We start from the raw sequence: 20,359 nt of genomic DNA, 5'->3' as shown, positions 1-20,359 counted from the left end.
ACTTTTAAAAAGGGTTGACTTGTGCATAATCATTATGTATAATTATGATAAATATGTATATTATTTATGGTTCAATAATTTGATTAAAAGGAAAGTTGAGTGAAAATCTCACACGGTCCCGCCACTGTAAGGAGGACGAAATTAGACTAAGCCACTGTAGTTTTTATGGGAAGGCCTAAGAGTAGGATGAATCTGAGTCAGGATATCTGCCATGAATATAAAAGAAAATATAAAGTCTGCGGTGAACAGATTTGTATTTAGAACTGTCAATTTCAATTCTAATTAGCAATATTCTATTCATTTTCGCATTTTTTATATTTCCGCTAAACTTCACAATTTAGGAGAAATGATATTATGAAACATAAGAACATAATGGTTGTTGGGACGTCTTCAGGAGCAGGGAAGAGTATAACAGTTACAGGCTTATGTAGAGCATTTTTTAAAGATGGATACACAGTTTCACCTTTTAAATCTCAAAATATGGCACTGAACTCTTATATAACAAAAGATGGACATGAGATGGGACGAGCACAAGCTCTTCAGGCGATGGCATGTGAGATAGAAGCTCACTATACAATGAATCCTATTTTATTAAAACCCACAGGGGATAGAAGGATTCAAGTGATTGTCAATGGAAAATCTATTGGAAATATGGGAGGACTTGAATACGGAGACTATAAATCAAAGTTAAAAAAAGATATAATTCAAGCTTATAATACGATTAAAGATGAAAATCAAATATGTGTTATAGAGGGAGCAGGAAGCCCTGTAGAATTAAATATAAAGCAAGACGATATAGTAAACATGGGATTAGCTGAAATGGTTGATGCTCCTGTTATTTTAGTTGCAGATATTGATAGAGGTGGAGTTTTTGCATCAATTTATGGAACGATATCTCTTATGGAACCAGAAGAGAGAGCTAGAGTAAAAGGTGTAATTATAAATAAGTTTAGAGGAAATGTTGATATATTAAAACCAGGATTAGAAAAAATAGAGGAACTGACAGGAGTTCCAATTTTAGGAGTTATGCCATACTTTGAACTAGACATAGAGGATGAGGATGGGGTAACAGAAAAATTTAATAAAATTAAATCAAAAACGGCAGATATAACAGTTTCGGTTATAAAATTAAAACATATATCGAATTTTACAGACATTGATGCTTTACTAGCAAATAAGGATGTAAATGTTAATTATGTAACATCATTTCATGAATTAGGAAATGAAGACCTGATAATTATACCTGGATCTAAAAATACAATAGATGATTTAAAAGATATAAAAGAGAAAGGAATTGCACAAGAGATTATAAAAATTTCTAGAAAAGGAACTCCTATTATTGGGATATGTGGAGGATTTCAAATTTTAGGGGAAAAAGTGTTAGATCCATATGGAATAGAGGGAGATATAAAAGAACTTCCAGGACTAGGACTTTTAGACATAGAAACTACAATGGAAAAAGAGAAGGTAACAACACAGTATACAGGATTATTAAAAGGAGAAACAGGGTTATTAAAAGGATTAGGAGATATTCAAGTTAAAGGTTATGAGATTCACCAAGGAGTAACAGAGGGGAAAGAAAAATCTATAACTTTAGATAATCGATTAGTAGCCACAGTAAAAGATAATATTTTTGGAACATATTTACATGGAATTTTTGATAATAGAGAGTTTACTGATTTTATTTTAAACAATATAAGAGAGAAGAAAGGATTGGAAAAGAAAAATAGCACAATGACATTTGATGAATATAGACTTCAAGAGTTAGATAAGTTAGAAAAAATATTCAGAGAAAATGTGGATATGGAAGCTATTTATAAGATTTTGGAGGAGAACTAATGAGCATCATTTTAAAAATATGGATAGCTTATTTGTTAGATTTAATTTTAGGGGATCCATATTGGTTTCCACATCCAGTTAGATTTATAGGAAAATATATAACGTTTATTGAAAATAAGATTTATTCATTAAAAAATAAAAAAGTATGGGGAGGAGTATTAGCTTTTATAGTAATACTTTCAACAGTAGTGTTGTCATATTATATAGCTAGAATATCTGAATTTTTAGAAATTTTCTTTCTATACACAACTTTGGCAACGAAAAGTTTAGGTGCTGAAGGGATTAAAGTTTATAAAATTTTAAAAAGTGGAGATTTACAAAAAGCACAAAAAGAGCTTTCTTATTTAGTTAGTAGAGATACAGGTGAGATGGATGAAGTACAAGTTGTAAGAAGTACAATGGAGACTATAGCCGAAAATAGTGTTGATGGAATTATAGCACCTATGTTTTATGCATTTTTAGGAAGCTTTATATTAATTGATGGAGTTTCAATGGCATTGCCTTTAGCAATGGGATATAAAGCAGTAAATACTCTTGATTCAATGGTTGGATATAAAAATGATAAATATATAGATTTTGGGATGGTTTCAGCAAAAGTAGATGATTTCTTTAATTTTATTCCAGCGAGATTATCTGGTCTAATAATAATTCCAATTGCAACATTTTTATTAGGAATGGGAATAAAAAAGCCATTAAAAATATTTTTTAGAGATAGAAAAAATCATTCAAGTCCAAATTCAGGGCATCCAGAGGCAGTTTTTGCAGGAGCTATAGGGGTTCAATTTGGTGGTAAAACAAAATATTTTGGAAAATATTTTGAAAAACCTACAATAGGAGATAAATTAAAAGAGTTTCAATGTGAAGATATAAAAAAATGTTATAAGATAATGTTTATGACATCTTTTGTAGGAATAGTTTTGTTTACAGCATTTATTAAACTAGTATAAGATAATAGGAAGTGAAGTAATATGGATTTACATGGTGGAAATATATATAAACTAAAAAGAGATAATGGGATAGAAGTTTTAGATTATAGTTCTAATATAAATCCCTTAGGAGTTCCAAGTAGTTTTAAAAAGGCAGTTATAGAAAATTTTGAAACTTTAGAAAAATATCCAGATATAGACTACGTGGAGTTAAGGACAGCTATTGGAAATTACAATAATTGTCATATAGATAATGTAGTTGTAGGAAATGGTGCTACAGAGGTTCTATTTCTATATATGAAGGCAGTAAAAGCTAAAAAGGTTTTAATAATTGCACCAACTTTCGCAGAGTATGAAAGAGCTGCTAGAGCTGCAGGAAGAGATGTTAAATTTTTTCCGTTGAGCAAAGATTTTTCTTTAAATGAAAATATGTTATTAGACTTTATAACAGATGAAGATGTTGTCGTTATGTGTAATCCAAATAATCCAACAGGAAAATTTCAGAATCTTGAAAAAATAAAAAAACTAGCTGATTTTTTAGAAAGAAAAAATAAAAAATTATTTATAGATGAAGCTTTTATAGAGTTTGTTGATAATTGGAAAGATAAAACTGCATTTTTGTTAAAACATAAAAATGTATTCATTTTAAGAGCTCTAACTAAGTTTTTTGCACTTCCAGGAGTTAGATTAGGATATGGATTAACTTATGACGAAGCAATATTAAATGAAATAAAAAATATCAGAGAACCTTGGAGTGTTAATGGAGTAGCTGAAATAGCAGGAAAAACCATGCTTTTAGATACTTTATATATACATGAAACAGAAAATTGGATAAAAAAAGAAAAATTATGGTTTTATGAAGAGTTATGTAAAATAGATAATATAGAAGTAACTCCAACAGAAACTAACTTTATATTAGTAAAGTTATTAAACGATAATGCTAAAAGTTTCAGAAAAAAAATGATAGAGAATGGCGTTTTAGTAAGAGATGCTTCCAACTTTATGTTTTTAGATGAAAGTTATATAAGATTAGCAATAAAAGATAGAAAGAAAAATGAGCAAGTTTTAGAGGCTTTAAGGAGAGTGCTGAAATAATGAAAGGGTTTGTTTTAGCAGGAACAAGAAGTGGAATAGGAAAAACTACAGTATCTATGGGACTAATGGCTACTTTTGAAGATGTGGCTCCATTTAAAGTAGGGCCTGATTATATAGACCCCAGTTTTCATAAATTTATAACGGGAAATAAAAGTTATAATTTAGATTTGTTTTTAATGGGAGAAGAGGGCGTAAAGTATAGTTTTGAAAAGCATAGTAAAGAAATATCTATTGTTGAAGGTGTTATGGGGCTTTATGATGGTTTAGGAAATTCTTTAGATAATTATAGTACAGCTCATTTATCTAGAGTTTTAAATTTACCAGTTATCTTAGTAGTAGATGCAGCAGGAAAAAGTACAAGTATTGCAGCAGAAGTCTTAGGATATAAAAATTTAGATCCAAGAGTTAATATAGCTGGAGTTATAATAAATAAAGTAAATAGTGAAAAACTCTATGAAATGTTAAAAGATGCTATAGAAAATTATACAGGAATATCATGTCTAGGATATTTAAAAAAAGATGAAAATTTAGGAATTAGTAGTAGACACTTAGGATTACTTCAAGCAGATGAAGTTGAGGATTTAAAAGAAAAAAAAGAGATTTTAAAAGAAGAGATAAAAAAAACTATTGATTTAAAAAAGATAGAAGAGATAGCTAATCTACAAAAATCAGAAAAAAATGTAGATATTTTTAAAGATATAGAGAATCTATATGTAGGATTAAAAGTAGGAGTAGCTAAAGACAAAGCATTTTCATTTTACTACGAGGATAATTTAGAACTTTTACAAAGAATGGGAATAGAACTTGTAGAGTTTTCACCTATAAAAGATAAAAAAATACCTCAGGTTGATTTACTATATTTTGGTGGAGGATATCCAGAAAATTATTTAGAAGATTTATCGAATAATAAGGAGTTTTTAAACTCTTTAAAAGAATTTCATGAGTCTGGAGGACATATTTATGGAGAATGTGGAGGATTTATGTATCTTAGCCAAGGAATAAAAACCTTGGAGGAGAAAAGTTATTCTATGGCACAATTAATTGATTGTAGTGTAAGAATGACTGGAAGACTTTTTATTAGCAGATTTGGATATGTAGATGTAGCTTTTGGTGAGTTAAATGGAAAAGCTCATGAATTTCATTATTCAACTATAGATGAAATGGGTAGTGATGAAAGAGTATTTAAACTTAGAAAAAGTGATGGTAGAGAGTGGCTATGTGGTTATAAAAATAAAAATCTTATAGCAGGTTATCCACATTTACATTTTTTTAAAAACTTAGATATATTAAAGCAGATGTTAGAAGGAGCAAAGAAATGTCATATATAAAAAGACCACAAGATATTGAAATAAGAAGTTTTGAAATAATAGAGGAAGAGATGGGAGAAAAGGCAAAAGAGTTTTCTTCAACTCATTTACCAATAGTAAAAAGAGTTATACATACAACAGCTGATTTTGAATATGCAGACCTATTAGAGATTTCAGAAGGAGCAGTTGAGTCATGTTTAGAAGCCTTAAAAAAAGGTGGTAAAATATATTGTGATACTAACATGATAGCTAATGGTTTAAGTAAAATTACTTTAGATAAATATGGATACTCAGCTTATTCTTTAGTTTCAGATAAAGATGTAGCAGCTGAAGCTAAAGAAAGAGGAGTGACTAGATCAATAGTAGGAATAGAACACGCAGCGAAAGATCCTAATACAGATATATATCTAATTGGAAATGCACCAACAGCTCTATTTAGATTGAAAGAACTTATTGATTCTGGTGAGGTTCAAAAACCCGCTTTAATAGTTGGGGTTCCTGTAGGATTTGTAGGAGCGGCTGAATCAAAAGAGATTCTACCTGGAAGTGGAATACCATATATTATTGTAAAAGGTAGAAAAGGAGGAAGTCCTGTAGCTGTTTCAATACTTCATGGAATTTTATATCAGTTGCATAAGAGAGAAGGATTTTAATGGATAAAGAATTAAGAGCGGGATATACAACTGGAACATGTGCGTGTGTAGCGGCATTTGTTGCACTAAATCTTTTGATAGGAAAAGATTTGGGAGAAAAAGTTGAGATAACTACATTAAATGGAGTAACTTTAGATATACCAATACATTCAAAAAAAAGAGGAATCAATTGGGCTAGAGGTGTTGTTTTAAAAGATGCAGGAGATGACCCTGATGTTACAAACGGAATAGAAATTTGTGCTAAAGTAAAAATTGTAAAAAAATTACCCAAGATAGAAAGAGCTCATAATTTTGATAATATGTTGATAGTAGGTGGAAGAGGCGTAGGATTAGTAACAAAAAAAGGGCTTAAAGTAACACCTGGAAAATCAGCTATAAATCCAGGACCACAAGAGATGATAGTAAAAACTTTAAACCCACTTCTTGAAGAGTATGGATTAAAAGTAATAGTAACTATATATGTTCCAAAGGGAAGAGAAAAAGCTTTGAAAACTTTTAATGGGAAGTTGGGAATACTAGGTGGGATATCTATTTTGGGGTCTACTGGAATAGTTAAACCTATGAGTGAGGATGCACTTACTAAATCTATGTTTGCTGAATTAAAAGTTTTAAAAGAGAATAGTGCTAGAGAATGGGTAGTATTTGCTTTTGGAAATCATGGGAAACAATTTTGTATAGATAATAATATAGATATTGAGCAGATGGTTGTAACAAGTAACTATATCGGATTTATGATTGATAGTGCAGTAAAATTAGGATTTAAAAAAATAGTATTAATTGGACATATAGGAAAAGCTATTAAAGTAGCAGGTGGAATTTTTAACACTCATAGCAGAGTTGCTGATGCTCGTTTGGAAATAATTGCAGCAAATGCTATTTTAATAGATGAACCTAGAGAGAATATTTTGAAAGTTTTAGAAGCAAATACAGCCGAAGAAGCTACAGAATATATAGTAAAAAAAGAAAGTTTATTTAATTTAATTGCTAATAAAGTAGCTAAAAGATCAGCTGAATTTTCAAGAGATAATATAGAATTTCAATCAATTCTTTTTAATTATAGTGGAGATATATTAGGATATAGTGATGGATTTTATGAAATGATAGAGGAGTTAAAAAGTGAGTAAAGAGATATCGGTGGTGGGACTTGGACCAGGAAATCTAGATTATATGACAAAGGCAGGAATAGATAAAATAAAAAATTCTGAAGTTGTTATAGGTGGAGAGAGGCAGTTAGAAGAGATTGACTCCCTTTTAAATAATCAATATATCTATATTATGAAAAAATTAGATGAAATGAAGGAGTTTGTTTTAAGAAATCTAGATAAAAATATAGTCTTTATTGTTTCGGGAGATACAGGTTATTATAGTTTACTTACATATTTAAAAAAGAGTTTTTCTGAACAAAAGTTTAATGTTATTCCAGGAATATCTTCTTTTCAGTATCTATTTTCTAGGATAGAGATGACTTGGGAACATTATCAACTTTGTAGTGTTCATGGAAGAGAAAATGATTATGTAGAAATATTTAAAAATAGTAAAAGCGGAGTAGTACTTCTAACTGATGAAAAAAATAATCCAATTGAAATAAGTAAAACACTTGTTAAAAATAATATTTTAAATGCTGAAATAATTATTGGAGAGAGACTTTCGTATAAAGATGAAGTTATTACAAGGTTTTTAGTATGTGATTATAAAAAGTATAATAAAAAATATGAAATGAATGTAACAATTATAAGAAAGGTTTGAAAATAATGGGACATATTTATGATAAAGAGTTCGTTCAAAAAGAACTACCTATGACAAAACAAGAGATTAGAGCAATTTCTATAGCGAAATTACAATTGCAAGATGATTCTATTTTAGTAGATGTTGGTGCCGGAACTGGAAGTATAGGAATAGAAGCTGCAACATATTTAAGAAATGGAAATGTTTTTGCTATTGAAAAGGAAGAAAAAGGTATAGAGACCTTAAAAGAAAATATAAATAGATTTAAATTAGATAATATAGAAGTAATTGTGGGAAGAGCTCCTGAAGCAATACCGACTATTCAATATGATAGGATGTTTATAGGTGGATCGACAGGTTCAATGAGAAATATACTTGAACATTTTCTTAAGTATTCAAAAGACAATTCTAGAGTAGTCATAAATGCGATAACTTTAGAAACTTTAGCAGATGCTACAAAGCTTTTAAAAGATTTAAATTTTAAAAATATAGAAGTTGTAAATGTTGTTGTATCTAGAGGAAAGAGTATAGGTCCGTACACAATGATGTATGGAGAAAATCCAATATATATAATAACAGCAGATAAGGAGGAAACAAAGTAATGTCAACAGCAAAGTTTTATGGAATAGGAGTGGGAGTAGGAGATCCTGAAATGTTAACGCTAAAGGCTATAAGAGCTTTTAAAGAGCTAGATGTAGTAGTTTTACCAGAGGCTAAAAAAGCTGAGGGAAGTACAGCATACGAAATAGCTAGAGAGTATTTAAAAGAGGGAGCAGAAACTTTGTTTGTTGAGTTTCCAATGTTAAAAAGTGTAGAAGCTAGAAAAGAATTTAGAAAAAGAAATGCAGATATGATAGTTGAGCATCTAAAAGCAGGAAAAAAAGTTGGATTTTTAACAATTGGAGATCCAATGACATATAGTACATATGTTTATATTCTTGAGTACTTAGATGGGATGATACCTGTAGAAACAATTCCTGGAATATCATCATTTTCAGATATGTCTTCGAGATTTAACCTACCTTTAGTTATGGGAGAAGAATCTTTGAAAGTTGTATCACTAAATGGAGAAACTGATATTATCGGTGAAATTAACTCAGCAGATAATATCGTATTTATGAAAGTATCTAGAAATTTTGACAAACTTAGAGCTGGACTAGAAGCTACAGGAAATCTAGAAAATATAATAATGGTTTCAAACTGTGGAAAAGAAACACAGGAGATAAATTTTGATTTAACAAAAATGGAAGAGGAAGATATTCCTTACTTTACAACATTAATACTAAAAAAAGGTGGTATCAATCAATGGAAAAAGTTTATTTCATAGGGGCAGGACCAGGGGATCCAGAGTTAATTACAGTAAAAGGGCAAAGGTTAGTAAAAGAAGCGGATGTAATAATTTATGCAGGCTCTTTAGTTCCAAGACAAGTTATAGAATGTCATAAAGAGGGAGCAGAGATTCATAATTCAGCTTCAATGACTTTAGAAGAAGTTATAGATGTAACTGTTAAAGCGATAAAAGCAGGAAAAAAAGTTGCCAGGGTTCATACAGGAGATCCAGCAATATTTGGAGCACATAGAGAACAGATGGATATGTTAGATGAGTACGGAATAGAGTATGAAGTGATTCCAGGAGTAAGTTCGTTTTTAGCATCTGCTGCAGCAGTAAAAAAAGAATTTACTTTACCAAGTATTTCTCAAACTGTAATTTGTACAAGATTGGAAGGAAGAACACCAGTTCCAGAAAAAGAAAGTTTAGAATCTTTAGCTTCTCATAGAGCTTCAATGGCTATTTTCTTATCGGTACATATGATAGGTGATGTTGTAAAAAGATTGGCAACACATTATCCAATGACTACTCCAATAGCTGTTGTTCAAAGAGCTACTTGGGAAGATCAAAAGATTGTTTTAGGAACTTTAGAAACAATTGAAGAAAAAGTAAAAGAAGCGAATATAACTAAAACAGCTCAAATTTTAGTTGGAGATTTTTTAGGAGATAAATATGAAAAATCTTTATTATATGATAAGCATTTTACACATGAATTTAGAAAAGGAATAGAGAAGTAATGAAATTAGCAGTTTGGGCTGTAACAAGAGGAGCAGGTCTAAATGGAGTAGAGATTAAAAATAAAATTGAAGGGGTAGATGTATTTACTCTTTCAAAATTTAAAATAGATAATACTATTCAGATAGAAAACTTTACTGAAGAGTTAAATGAAGCTTTCAATAAATACGATGGACATATTTTTATAATGGCAACAGGAATTGTTATTCGTAAAATTGCCTCTTTAATAAAATCTAAAGATGTTGATCCAGCAGTAGTTGTAATAGATGAAGGAATGAATTTTGTAATTTCTCTTCTCTCTGGACATTTAGGAGGGGCAAATGATTTAACTCAAAATCTTCATGAAATATTTGGATTAGTTCCAATCATAACAACTAGTTCAGATGTGACTGGAAAAATTGCAGTAGATACTTTGTCTCAGAAATTAAAGTGTAATTTAAAATCATTAGAAGCTGCTAAAAAGGTTACATCATTAATAGTAGATGGAAAAAACGTTGAATTAAGTCTTCCTAAAAATATATGCAATGAAAATCCAGAAGGTGTTATGGTTATTTCTAATAAAGAAAATTTAGAAATTGTACATTTATATCCTGAAAATTTAGTTATAGGAATAGGTTCAAGAAGAGGAATTGAAAAAGAAAAAGTTTATGAATTTTTAATAGAAACATTAAAAAAACATAATCTTTCACTTAAAAGCATAAAGCATTTTGCAACAGTAGATTTAAAAGCAGATGAAAAAGGAATTATTGAAACTGCTAGAGAGCTTGGAAAAGAGTTGAAAATTGTTAGTAGAGAAGAGATATTAACAGTAGAAGATATGTTTCATGGATCTGAATTTGTAAAAAAAGAGATAGGTGTAAAAGCTGTTTCAGAGCCATGTGCATATTTAACATCAAGTAAAGATGGGAAATTTATAGAGATAAAAGCAAAAAAAGATGGAATGACAATTTCCATTTATGAGGAGAGATTTATTTATGAAAAAAGGTAAAATATATGTTGTAGGAATTGGTCCTGGAAATATGGATGATATAACAGTAAGAGCGTATCGAGTTTTAAAAAATGTAGATGTAATTGCAGGATATATAACTTATACAGATTTGGTGAAAGATGAGTTCGCAGAAAAAGAGTTTTATGTATCAGGAATGAAAAAAGAGGTTGCTAGATGTGAGCAAGTATTAGAGATTGCTAAGTCTGGAAAAGATGTAGCGCTAATCAGTAGTGGAGATGCAGGAATTTATGGAATGGCTGGAATTATGATAGAAATAGCTCAAAAAGAGGGATATGAAGTTGAGGTTGTTCCTGGAGTAACATCATCAGTAGCTGGAGCAGCAGTTGTGGGAGCACCACTAATGCATGATCATGCAACAATAAGTTTAAGTGATTTATTAACTGATTGGGATGTAATAACAAAAAGAATTGATAAGGCTGCAGAAGGAGACTTTATTATATCTCTTTATAACCCGAAAAGTAAGGGAAGAACAACTCAAATAGTTGAAGCAAGAGAATTAATGTTAAAACATAAAGCACCAGAGACTCCAGTTGCGCTATTAAGACATGTTGGAAGAGAAGATGAGAATTATACTTTAACAAACTTAGAAGACTTCTTAAATCATGAAATAGACATGTTTACAGTTGTTATAATAGGAAACTCAAAGACATATGTTTCTAATGATAGAATGATAACTCCAAGAGGATATCATATATGATTTGGGTTATAGGTGGAACAAAGGACTCTAGAGATTTTATAGAGTCCTTTCCTTTTAAAGAAAAGTTAGTTGTAACAACAGCAACAGAGTATGGTGGAAAATTACTTGAAAATATAGAAGATATAAAGGTATTTTGTAAAAGATTAGATTTAGAAGGGATGAATAAATTTATAGAAGAAAATAGTATCAATAAAATTATTGATTTATCTCATCCGTATGCAGAAGAAGTTTCTAGAAATGCCATTGAATGTTCAAGAGTAAAAGAGATTGATTATATAAGGTTTGAAAGAGAGAACTTAGTTTCTGAAGATGGAGTTATAGAATTTTCTGAGCTAGAGTTTATGATAGAATATTTAGAAAGTTTAGAAGGAAATATTTTAGTAACCTTAGGAAGTAATAATCTTCATAAATTTGAAAATATAAAAAATAAATCAAATATATATTTTAGAATACTTCCTAAATGGGAGATGATAAAAAAAGCTGAAGATTTAGGAGTTCTGCCTAAAAATATTATAGCTATGCAAGGGCCATTTTCTAAAGAATTAAATGTTGCAATGATGAGGCAACTTAATATAAAATATATTGTAAGTAAAAAAGGTGGGAATACTGGTGGGGAAAGAGAAAAAATAGAGAGCGCAAAAGATATTGGAGCTATATCTATAATGTTATCTAGACCTAATGTAGAATATCCAGTTGTATTTTCTCATATAGAAAAACTTATAAAATATATTATTTAAATGCTTGAAGGGGGAAATGAAATGATATTTGTTGGGATATTCGGTTTAAAAGATTCAGAAGAAAAATTAAGAGAAGTTGATTTTGAGTGTACAGGATGTTTATCAGAAAAGGTTCAATTATTCGCATTGAGAAGAGTTTTTGAAATTTTTTTTATACCGATAATTACTTTAAAAAAGAAATATATAATAGCTTGTAACTCTTGCAATAGTGTATATAAGCTAAAAGATGAGAAAATGGAAGAGGTTTTATTGAAAGGAAAAGTTCGCTATGAAGATGTAGAAAAAATACTTAAACAGTACTAAAAATAAATTAAATGTGATTTAACAAAACATAAATAAAAAATATATAAACTATTTATTTTATAAATAGTTGTATCATTCATTATTTATATAATGACATTGACATTTTATATGAAAAGCTGTATATTTACATTATATGAAATATATGGAGGCAGATTAAAATGAGTAAGAAAATTGTATATATTATAGTAGGATTGTTGTTAGCAATGAATATATATGCAAGAGGGTTAAAAAGTAAGGAAACTGAGAATAACCAATCTTCTTTAAAAAATTCTGTAATCACTAAGACACAAGAGATATTTAATTATGAGAATAATGTATCAAAAATTATGCCTATTGATGAAGAAGAGCTTGCAGAGGTAAGTGGAAAAAATGTTAATTTTGTTATAAATAAAATGAGATAAACTATTTTAGATAAAGTGTGGATAATAAAGTGAAAAAGAGAAAAGACTGAGTAGACGCAGTCTTTTTTCTTTTTTTGTTTAAATTATTTATAAAAATAAATTATCTATCAGGCTTATAATTGATTGGAGAGCTTCTAAATAAAATATTTTTTTTCCTAGCTTCAATTTCAACTCCAAGGAGTTCTTGTGCTATATGTGTCATATTTCTTAAAATATGAGGTTCGAAAATCTCTTTTACTTCAATATTTTCTTTTTCTTTTAAGTTAACATAATTAGTCCATAAGCATTTTTTTATATTTTCTAATTCGGCAGGTTTTCTTAAAAGGTCTAAAATAGTGTTTTTAAGAAAAGTAAATGTTTCATCAGGTACATCCTTATTTTCATTTGTAATTAATCTTATTTGATCTCTTATTTTAGTTGCTTCTTCTTCGTGTAATTCATATAAAACATATTTAACTTTGTCCCAAATTTCTTTTAAAATGTCAATTGAGTTGATATTTTGCTCTTTAATCCAAACAAAAGCAACCAATCGTCTTTTCCAATCCCACCATCTGATAGGACTTTGTAAATCAATTGAACTAATTAAAAAAATATTTCTTTCTAAAAGTAATGCACCAAAGACTCCTGGTGGATTTCCAAGACGCTGATTTTTTAAACTTGTTCTATAAACTCCGCAAGAAGGACTTCCCTCCATAAATATATAAGCATCAATATTTGCTCTTTCTAAAGTTTCAAGACAAGCGATAGCACCTTTTCGAACCATCTCATTTCGGTTTTCTCCCTCTTTATTTTTTATATTTGCTTTTCCATTCCAAAAATCAAATCCATTTCCTCCTGAAAGTTTAATACTTGGTCTAGGAACTCCCATTCCACTCATAATTTCAGGACAAACAGGAGTCCAAATGAATTGTCCACGGTCTCTTCCTAAAGCTTGAGTCAAATCTATTCCTTTTCCGTTATATCTAACTTTAGAACCAAATTGACACGCTGCGATTCCCAATCTTAATTTTCTATTTAAAAGATTTTCCATGTTGCCTCCTTGTATATAGGGTTTAGATAATATATACTATTAAGAAATAGAGTTCCTTTAATAAAAATAAAAAATAGGAGAATTAAAATGGAAACTAAAGATAAATATAGTAGAATTGCAAATATTTTTGATAAATTAGAAGAAAGAATGCCTATGAATGAAATAAAAAAAGAAGCTGTTCAAATATTAAAAGGTAAAATTCTTGAAATTGGAATAGGAAGTGGTGCATGTTTAAAGTATTATGAAAAAAAATCGGATGTAACAGGTATAGATTTCTCTGTTGGAATGTTAAATATAGCAAAGAAAAAAGCAAAGTTATTGGGATTAGAGAATGTAAAATTATTAGAAATGGATATTGAAAATATGAGCTTTTCAGATGAAACATTTGATTCAGTATTTTCTTCTTGTGTTTTTTGTACTATACCTAATCCTAAGAAGGGAATAAATGAAGTGTATCGAGTTTTGAAAAAAGGTGGAAAAGCAGTTTTTATAGAGCACATGAAAAGTAAGAACTTTATAATTAACATAGGATTAAGAGTTTTGAATATTTTTACAAAATTAATTTTAGGAACATCTTTATTAAGAGAAACGGAAAAGACTATTAGAGAAGCAGGATTTTCAAAAGTTACAAGTAAGAATATTATGTTAAGTGATGTAGTTAGATTAATTATAGCTGAAAAATAAAATTCAAAGAGATAGTATTATCTCTTTGAATTAAGATCATTTATTATTAGTAATTTTATAAATATATATTAAGTCATCATCATCTTTAAATCGACTATAAGTTTCTTTATATTCTATATTATAATTATTTTCTAAATCAAATTTTGAATTTTTAGATAAAATATAAAATTTTTCAGGAAGAATGGTATTGTCATCTAAGAAATGAATATCTTGTCCTACACTCCAAACATCTTCAATAGTAAAATCATTTGAATATATATGAAATAGCTTATTATTCTTTTGCAAAATTTCTAAGGGAACTAAATTAGAATTATTCTTGTTACGAACTTCATTTTCGATAATCCATGTTAAATTACAATTAACTATTAGTAGTAAAAAACCACTTAAATAAATAACTTTTTTTTTGAAATTTTTTTTATCAATTAATCTATCTTTAAAAAGGTAGACTAATAAGATAAAAAATGGAATGGTTAAATAGTAAAAAATTGGTTTTTTCCAGAATATAAGTCCAATACTTCCAATAGATAAAACTGTTATAAGAGTAGCTTGCATGTAAAATAAAATTTTATCTGATTTTTTCAAAAGATTCCAATCGCTATTTAGATAGTAATTTAAGATAACTCCAATCGGAATAGACGAAACTACATATATAGGAAAGCCGTATCTCTCTTTTTTCATTTTTACAAATGATAAAAGTAAAAAAGTTAAAATAGACCAAAGAATTCCGAATTTAAAAAATTTATTATCTTCACTGTTTTTTAAATTCCACTTTTTAAAAAAAGTAATAATGGAAAAGAATATCCAAATTCCCATGAAATAAAAATAGTTAAAGTAAAAGAAAAAACTTTTAACATGTTTACTTGTCCATGTATTTTTTTCTTTATTCATAACAGAGAAAAATAGTTCTTTATTCTCTAAAATCATGGCAATAGGCCAAATAGAGGCTAGAATTAAACCAATTAAAACATATAAAATAATTTGTCTATGATTCTCCTGGATTTTTTTAAATTTATAAATCCAAATATAAGAGATAATAAAAGGTAAGAACATCCCATAAATAGCCACAGGACCTTTACTTAATAAAGAGGCTGCTAAAAGTACAGAAGCAAATAAAAGATTTAAAAAACTTTTAGAGTTTATACTTTTTAAAAGATAGGTGATAGACCCAAACATAAAAATATATGGATATGCATCCCAAGCATTTTCTCCACCAACTTTTGTTATCATAAATGTAGTTGTCGCAACAAATGATACTAAAAATGGTAGGTTTTTATTATTTGATAATTCTTGAACAAATCGGTATATAAAAAATATTAACAATACAGAAACTAATGCCACAGGTAATCGAAGTATCCACTCATCAGAAAAATTATTAGAAAGTTTCATGACAACGGCAGTAAGCCAAGTTGGTAATGGAGGTTTTTCAAAACGATATTGTCCATTTAAAGTAGTAACGAGCCACTCATTATTAAATATAATCTCTCTAGCTGTAATAAAATTTCTAGATTCCATCAAGTCTGCTTTACGAATCCAAATAGTACTAAAAAATGAGATAAAACTTAACCCTAAAATAGATAAAAGTTTTTTATCTTTAAACATAAGAAAATCCTCCTTAAAGTTTTATAAATATAGTAGAAATTTTATAGATTAAAAAATATTTGAACAGTTGTTCCAATGTTAGGAGTACTAGAAATTTTTATATCTAAATTTAAAAGAGTTAGAATTCTTTTAACAATAGACATACCAAGACCATGACCGTGAATCTCTTTACTACGAGATTTATTCGCTCTAAAGAAGCGATCATAAATATGATGAAGTTCTTCAGAAGTCATTCCAATACCATAATCTTTAATAGTTAAAATAGCTTGTTTTTGTTCATCATTATTTATAATACTTATATCAATTGGGTTATTTTTACCATATTTAATGGAATTTTCCAAGATATTTTTTATTAATAGCTTAATTAACCCCTCATCAGACTTGATAATTGTATATTCAGGAGTAAAATTAATATTAGATTTAGGATATTGATGTTTTAAGCTAGAAATACACCCTAAAATAATTTCAGATAGTTCAACTTCATTTTTTTCACTTTTTATTTCAGATTCTTTTGCAATAAATAAAAGTTTTTCAATAAGTAAATTCATACTCTTAGTTTCATCTTCAATAGAAATTAAAGCTTCATTAAATATTTCTGGATTTTTTTTCCCCCAACGTTTAATCATATCAATATACCCTCCTATTATAAAAAGAGGAGTTTTTAGTTCATGTGATGAATTATGAACAAATTCAATTTGTTTCTTATTTTGTGTGTCAAGTCTTAGTAGCATATCTTCATATGAGTCTAAGATATTATCAAATTCTTTAAAGTAATTTGTAGGTTTTATAACTTTTAAATTTTCTAAAGTTATGTTCGAATTAATATTTTCTAATAAAGAAAGTTGTTTATTTATTTTTTTTAATAATCTTGTAAAAGCAAATACAGATATAAGAATACAAATAGATAGTCCAGATAAAAATATATAGATCATATCAAAGAAAAAATCTTTCTCTTCTTTTAAATTTTTTACAAGAATAACTGTATAGATTTCACCATCTTTGTTAATTAACTCATTTTTTAAAACCATGTAATCATACCAATGTACATTTTTTACTTTGTCTTCAACAGCAGCATCTAAAAGACGTTTATTTGTATTTTCTGTATAAACTAAATCCTTATATTTTATTGTTATTTCTAAATCGTCAAGAGCAGGATTTTCCACTTTAAAAAGTCTATTAACTAAATCACCAGTAAAAATTTCCATAGATTTAGAATTTACTTCTTCTAAAATTTCAAATTTAAGAAACCCCATAGCATTTCTTAAATATTGTTTAGATGAATTAATTAAATATTTTCCAGTAATAGATAGAGATAAAAGTAAAACAATAGAAAATAAACATATAAGTTGAAAATAACTTTTTTTTAAAGTACCTGAAAGGGTTTTCAAATTAGTCCTCCTTTTTTAAAGAATAACCAAATCCACGAATAGTTTTAATATATTTACTATCAGGATCAAGCTTTTTTCTAAGAGCTTTTATATACATATCAATAATTTTACCATCTCCAAAATAATCATATCCCCAAACATTTTCTAGAATATTTTCTCTACTTAAAACTAAATTTTTATTAATCATTAAGTAGTGAAGCAGGTTGTATTCTGTTTTAGTTAAAGTTATTAAAGTTTCATCTAAAAGAACTTCTTTTGTATTTAAGTTAAGTGATATATTTTCAAATTTTAAAATTTTTTTATCTGTGAAAGCTTGTTTATTTCTGAAAATAACTCTCATTCTAGCTAAAAGTTCGCCAATAACAAATGGTTTGGTAATATAGTCGTCAGCTCCTAAATCTAAAAGTGCTATTTTGCTAAAAATTTCATCTTTAGCAGTTAATACTATGATTGGTATATTAGATTCATTTCTAATAGTTTTACAAACTTCTTCACCACTCATATGAGGAAGCATTAAATCAAGAAGAATAAGAGCATAGTTATTTTCTCTAAATAGCTTTAAACCATCGCTTCCATCTACAGCTAAATCAATATTATATCCTTCATGAACTAATTCTAATTCTAAATATCTTCTAATTTTAGGGTCATCTTCAATGATAAGTATATTTTTTTTTAACACAGCTTTCCTCCATTTAATTAACATTATATGTATTATAAAACAAAAAAGTAAAAAAATGGTAAAAATTTATTTAAAAAACTTGTATGTATAATAATTATGAGGTATATATTGTAGCAGCATTTGTTTTATTTTAAAAAATTTACTAAAAATTTACTTTTTAACATTATAATAAAAAAAAACAAACAAAAGGAGGCAACAATGGAGATATCAGCAGTAATACCAGTTTACAATGAAAAGGACAATATTATTCCTATGACAGAAAGAATCGAAGCAGCTTTTAAAAAGGAATTTAAGGAGTATGAAATTATTTTTATAAATGATGGAAGTACTGATGGGAGTTATGAGCTACTAAATCAATTAAGAGAACAAAATAAAAATGTAAAAGTTTATCATTTTACAAAAAATAATGGTCAAAGTGCAGCAATAGATACTGGATTTCAAAAATCTCAAGGAAAATTAGTTTTAATGATGGATGGAGATTTACAAACTGATCCTGAGGATGTTTATAAACTTTTAGAGCATATTCCAGAGTATGATGTAGTTAACGGAAGAAGAGCAACTAGAGAAGATGGTTTTAAAAGAAAGTTAGCATCAAAAATTGGAAATGGATTTAGAAATTTTGTAACAGGTGATAATATTCAAGATACAGGATGTCCATTAAAACTATTTAAAAAAGAAGTTGTTAAATCATATAAATTATTTAATGGAATGCATAGATTTTTGCCGACATTAGCAAAGTATATGGGGTATAAAGTTATAGAGGTACCAGTAAGACATTATGATCGATTACATGGAGAGTCAAAATATAAAGTTTTTGGAAGAGGTTTTAAAGCTTTTAAAGATGTTTTTGCAGTAAGATGGATGAAAAATAGAATGCTAAATTGGAAAATAGAGGAATAGTTATGGTAAGTATAGAGAATTGGAATATTTTTTTAATTATAGGCTTTATTGGACAAGGACTTTTTTCAATGAGATTTATTATTCAATGGTTAGCTAGTGAGAAAGCTAAAAAGAGTGTTATACCGTTTTCGTTTTGGATATTTAGTCTATCAGGTAGTATTTTTTTATTAATTTATGCAATATATAAAAAAGACCCTGTATTTATATTGGGGCAAGCACCAAATGTGCTTATTTATTCAAGAAATATATATCTAATAAAAAAAAATAGAGGAGTTGAAAGATAAATGAAAATTATTGTAACAGGAGCAGCTGGGTTTATAGGATCACATTTGGTAGAAAAATTATTAAGTTTGGGACATAGCGTAATTGGAATAGATAATTTTCATAATTTTTACTCAGAAGATATAAAAATAAAAAATATTTTAGAAAGTTTAAATAAAATTGAATATCTTGTAGAGATTTTATCAAGAGATACAAAAGAAGAAAAAATAGAAATGCTAGCAAAAAAAGTAGATACAGACAACTATTCTTTAGAGTACTGTGATTTAAAAAATATTGAAAGTTTAGACAAGATATTTAATGAAAATAAAATAGATATGGTTGTAAATTTAGCAGGATTAGCTGGAGTAAGACCATCTTTAGAAAATCCTTTAGAATATGAAAAGGTAAATGTAGGTGGATATTTAAATCTGTTGGAGTGTTGTAAAAAATATGGAGTTAAAAAATTTATACAAGCTTCTTCTAGTTCGGTTTATGGTAATAATAAAGTGGTTCCTTTTAGAGAGGTAGATGTAGTTGATTTTGCAATTTCACCATATGCTGCAACAAAAAAATCTTGTGAAGTATTTGGACATGTTTATTTTAATTTATATAATATAGATACATTACAATTTAGATTTTTTACAGTTTATGGGCCAAGACAAAGGCCTGATTTAGCTATTCATAAGTTTGTTGATAAAATTTTAAAAAATGAGGGTATTCCATTCTTTGGAGATGGAGAAACATATAGAGACTATACTTATATTGATGATATAATTGATGGTGTTATAAAAGGAGTAAAGTATTTAGAGAAGCATAAAAATGTTTATGAAGTTATTAATTTAGGTGAATCAGATGCAATTTCGTTAAATAAAATGGTACAAACAATTGAAAAATGTTTAGGTAAAGAAGCTATAATAGAAAGATTACCAATGCAACCTGGAGATGTAAAAAGAACCTATGCAAATATAGATAAAGCTAAAGAACTTTTAGGATATAAGCCAACTACAAAATTTGATGATGGAATTGATAAATTTGTAAAGTGGTATTTAGGAGGGAAGTAG

General features: G+C 28.1%; 23 protein-coding genes and 1 riboswitch. Of the genes, 19 read left to right on the top strand and 4 right to left on the bottom strand.

Annotation, left to right across the window (positions count from 1 at the left end; genetic code table 11):
• The first annotated feature begins 50 nt into the window (after nucleotides 1-50).
• Nucleotides 51-228: riboswitch (cobalamin riboswitch) on the top strand.
• A gap of 126 nt (nucleotides 229-354) precedes the next feature.
• The 15 genes from MKD34_RS11360 (at nucleotide 355) to MKD34_RS11290 (ending at nucleotide 12,757) form a co-directional block, all read left to right on the top strand.
• Nucleotides 355-1,839 (top strand): cobyric acid synthase, encoded by a 1,485-nt coding sequence (locus tag MKD34_RS11360; RefSeq protein ID WP_240220488.1) that lies wholly within the window; start codon nucleotides 355-357, stop codon nucleotides 1,837-1,839.
• Entirely contained in the window at nucleotides 1,839-2,786 is a 948-nt protein-coding gene (cbiB, locus tag MKD34_RS11355; RefSeq protein ID WP_240220486.1) for an adenosylcobinamide-phosphate synthase CbiB, read from the top strand. The genes MKD34_RS11360 and cbiB overlap by 1 nt, the downstream gene beginning before the upstream one ends.
• A 21-nt stretch (nucleotides 2,787-2,807) precedes the next feature.
• Nucleotides 2,808-3,860, top strand: a complete 1,053-nt coding sequence (gene cobD, locus MKD34_RS11350) for a threonine-phosphate decarboxylase CobD (protein WP_240220484.1) — start codon at nucleotides 2,808-2,810, stop codon at nucleotides 3,858-3,860.
• Nucleotides 3,860-5,188, top strand: coding sequence for a cobyrinate a,c-diamide synthase (locus MKD34_RS11345; protein ID WP_240220483.1), 1,329 nt, complete (start codon nucleotides 3,860-3,862; stop codon nucleotides 5,186-5,188). Before cobD ends, MKD34_RS11345 begins: the two co-directional genes overlap by 1 nt.
• Nucleotides 5,176-5,820, top strand: a complete 645-nt coding sequence (locus tag MKD34_RS11340; protein WP_023049710.1) for a precorrin-8X methylmutase — start codon at nucleotides 5,176-5,178, stop codon at nucleotides 5,818-5,820. The genes MKD34_RS11345 and MKD34_RS11340 overlap by 13 nt, the downstream gene beginning before the upstream one ends.
• Complete coding sequence (cbiD, locus tag MKD34_RS11335; protein ID WP_240220481.1) at nucleotides 5,820-6,944, top strand: cobalt-precorrin-5B (C(1))-methyltransferase CbiD; 1,125 nt, start codon at nucleotides 5,820-5,822, stop codon at nucleotides 6,942-6,944. Before MKD34_RS11340 ends, cbiD begins: the two co-directional genes overlap by 1 nt.
• Nucleotides 6,937-7,566 (top strand): precorrin-6y C5,15-methyltransferase (decarboxylating) subunit CbiE, encoded by a 630-nt coding sequence (gene cbiE, locus MKD34_RS11330; protein WP_240220479.1) that lies wholly within the window; start codon nucleotides 6,937-6,939, stop codon nucleotides 7,564-7,566. The genes cbiD and cbiE overlap by 8 nt, the downstream gene beginning before the upstream one ends.
• Before the next feature lie 5 nt (nucleotides 7,567-7,571).
• Nucleotides 7,572-8,147 carry a precorrin-6Y C5,15-methyltransferase (decarboxylating) subunit CbiT gene (cbiT, locus tag MKD34_RS11325; RefSeq protein ID WP_240220477.1) on the top strand — a complete coding sequence of 192 codons (576 nt, stop codon included), beginning with the start codon at nucleotides 7,572-7,574 and terminating at the stop codon, nucleotides 8,145-8,147.
• On the top strand, nucleotides 8,147-8,872 hold the full coding sequence (gene cobI, locus MKD34_RS11320; RefSeq protein ID WP_240220475.1) for a precorrin-2 C(20)-methyltransferase: 726 nt from the start codon (nucleotides 8,147-8,149) through the stop codon (nucleotides 8,870-8,872). The genes cbiT and cobI overlap by 1 nt, the downstream gene beginning before the upstream one ends.
• A complete protein-coding gene (gene cobM / locus MKD34_RS11315; RefSeq protein ID WP_240220473.1) occupies nucleotides 8,851-9,612 on the top strand; it encodes a precorrin-4 C(11)-methyltransferase in 762 nt (253 codons plus the stop codon). Before cobI ends, cobM begins: the two co-directional genes overlap by 22 nt.
• Nucleotides 9,612-10,598: a cobalt-precorrin 5A hydrolase gene (gene cbiG, locus MKD34_RS11310; protein WP_240220471.1), complete on the top strand. Its 987-nt coding sequence runs from the start codon at nucleotides 9,612-9,614 to the stop codon at nucleotides 10,596-10,598. The genes cobM and cbiG overlap by 1 nt, the downstream gene beginning before the upstream one ends.
• Nucleotides 10,585-11,316 (top strand): precorrin-3B C(17)-methyltransferase, encoded by a 732-nt coding sequence (cobJ, locus tag MKD34_RS11305; protein ID WP_240220469.1) that lies wholly within the window; start codon nucleotides 10,585-10,587, stop codon nucleotides 11,314-11,316. Before cbiG ends, cobJ begins: the two co-directional genes overlap by 14 nt.
• Complete coding sequence (gene cobK, locus MKD34_RS11300) at nucleotides 11,313-12,053, top strand: precorrin-6A reductase (protein ID WP_240220462.1); 741 nt, start codon at nucleotides 11,313-11,315, stop codon at nucleotides 12,051-12,053. The genes cobJ and cobK overlap by 4 nt, the downstream gene beginning before the upstream one ends.
• Before the next feature lie 21 nt (nucleotides 12,054-12,074).
• Nucleotides 12,075-12,356 (top strand): zinc-ribbon domain-containing protein, encoded by a 282-nt coding sequence (locus MKD34_RS11295; protein ID WP_240220460.1) that lies wholly within the window; start codon nucleotides 12,075-12,077, stop codon nucleotides 12,354-12,356.
• 158 nt (nucleotides 12,357-12,514) lie between these two features.
• The gene (locus MKD34_RS11290) at nucleotides 12,515-12,757 is read left to right on the top strand and encodes a hypothetical protein (RefSeq protein ID WP_240220458.1); all 243 of its coding nucleotides are present in this window, start codon (nucleotides 12,515-12,517) and stop codon (nucleotides 12,755-12,757) included.
• 100 nt (nucleotides 12,758-12,857) lie between these two features.
• On the opposite strand, the gene MKD34_RS11285 is transcribed toward MKD34_RS11290, so the two are convergent.
• Nucleotides 12,858-13,787: a DUF523 domain-containing protein gene (locus MKD34_RS11285; protein ID WP_240220456.1), complete on the bottom strand. Its 930-nt coding sequence runs from the start codon at nucleotides 13,785-13,787 to the stop codon at nucleotides 12,858-12,860.
• 87 nt (nucleotides 13,788-13,874) lie between these two features.
• Here MKD34_RS11285 and MKD34_RS11280 point away from each other — a divergent pair, with 87 nt between their 5' ends.
• The gene (locus tag MKD34_RS11280) at nucleotides 13,875-14,471 is read left to right on the top strand and encodes a class I SAM-dependent methyltransferase (protein WP_240220455.1); all 597 of its coding nucleotides are present in this window, start codon (nucleotides 13,875-13,877) and stop codon (nucleotides 14,469-14,471) included.
• 36 nt (nucleotides 14,472-14,507) lie between these two features.
• Here the strand turns inward: MKD34_RS11280 and MKD34_RS11275 are convergent, their stop codons facing one another.
• The 3 genes from MKD34_RS11275 to MKD34_RS11265 are packed head-to-tail and all read right to left on the bottom strand — an operon-like array spanning nucleotide 14,508 to nucleotide 18,137.
• On the bottom strand, nucleotides 14,508-16,070 hold the full coding sequence (locus MKD34_RS11275; RefSeq protein WP_240220453.1) for an ArnT family glycosyltransferase: 1,563 nt from the start codon (nucleotides 16,068-16,070) through the stop codon (nucleotides 14,508-14,510).
• Nucleotides 16,071-16,111: 41 nt separating this feature from the next.
• Nucleotides 16,112-17,458: a sensor histidine kinase gene (locus MKD34_RS11270; RefSeq protein WP_240220451.1), complete on the bottom strand. Its 1,347-nt coding sequence runs from the start codon at nucleotides 17,456-17,458 to the stop codon at nucleotides 16,112-16,114.
• A gap of 1 nt (nucleotide 17,459) precedes the next feature.
• A complete protein-coding gene (locus MKD34_RS11265; protein ID WP_291943617.1) occupies nucleotides 17,460-18,137 on the bottom strand; it encodes a response regulator transcription factor in 678 nt (225 codons plus the stop codon).
• Between the two features lie 198 nt (nucleotides 18,138-18,335).
• Between MKD34_RS11265 and MKD34_RS11260 the strand changes: the two genes are divergently transcribed.
• The 3 genes from MKD34_RS11260 to MKD34_RS11250 are packed head-to-tail and all read left to right on the top strand — an operon-like array spanning nucleotide 18,336 to nucleotide 20,359.
• On the top strand, nucleotides 18,336-19,037 hold the full coding sequence (locus tag MKD34_RS11260) for a glycosyltransferase family 2 protein (RefSeq protein WP_240220447.1): 702 nt from the start codon (nucleotides 18,336-18,338) through the stop codon (nucleotides 19,035-19,037).
• 2 nt (nucleotides 19,038-19,039) lie between these two features.
• Nucleotides 19,040-19,321 (top strand): lipid-A-disaccharide synthase N-terminal domain-containing protein, encoded by a 282-nt coding sequence (locus tag MKD34_RS11255; RefSeq protein ID WP_240220445.1) that lies wholly within the window; start codon nucleotides 19,040-19,042, stop codon nucleotides 19,319-19,321.
• Nucleotides 19,322-20,359 (top strand): GDP-mannose 4,6-dehydratase, encoded by a 1,038-nt coding sequence (locus tag MKD34_RS11250; protein ID WP_240220443.1) that lies wholly within the window; start codon nucleotides 19,322-19,324, stop codon nucleotides 20,357-20,359.

Source organism: Cetobacterium somerae (assembly GCF_022430525.1).
In the GTDB taxonomy this organism is placed as follows: domain Bacteria; phylum Fusobacteriota; class Fusobacteriia; order Fusobacteriales; family Fusobacteriaceae; genus Cetobacterium_A.
The sequence above is the reverse complement of the archived record's forward strand: the minus strand, read 5'-3'. Positions and strand labels throughout refer to the sequence as shown.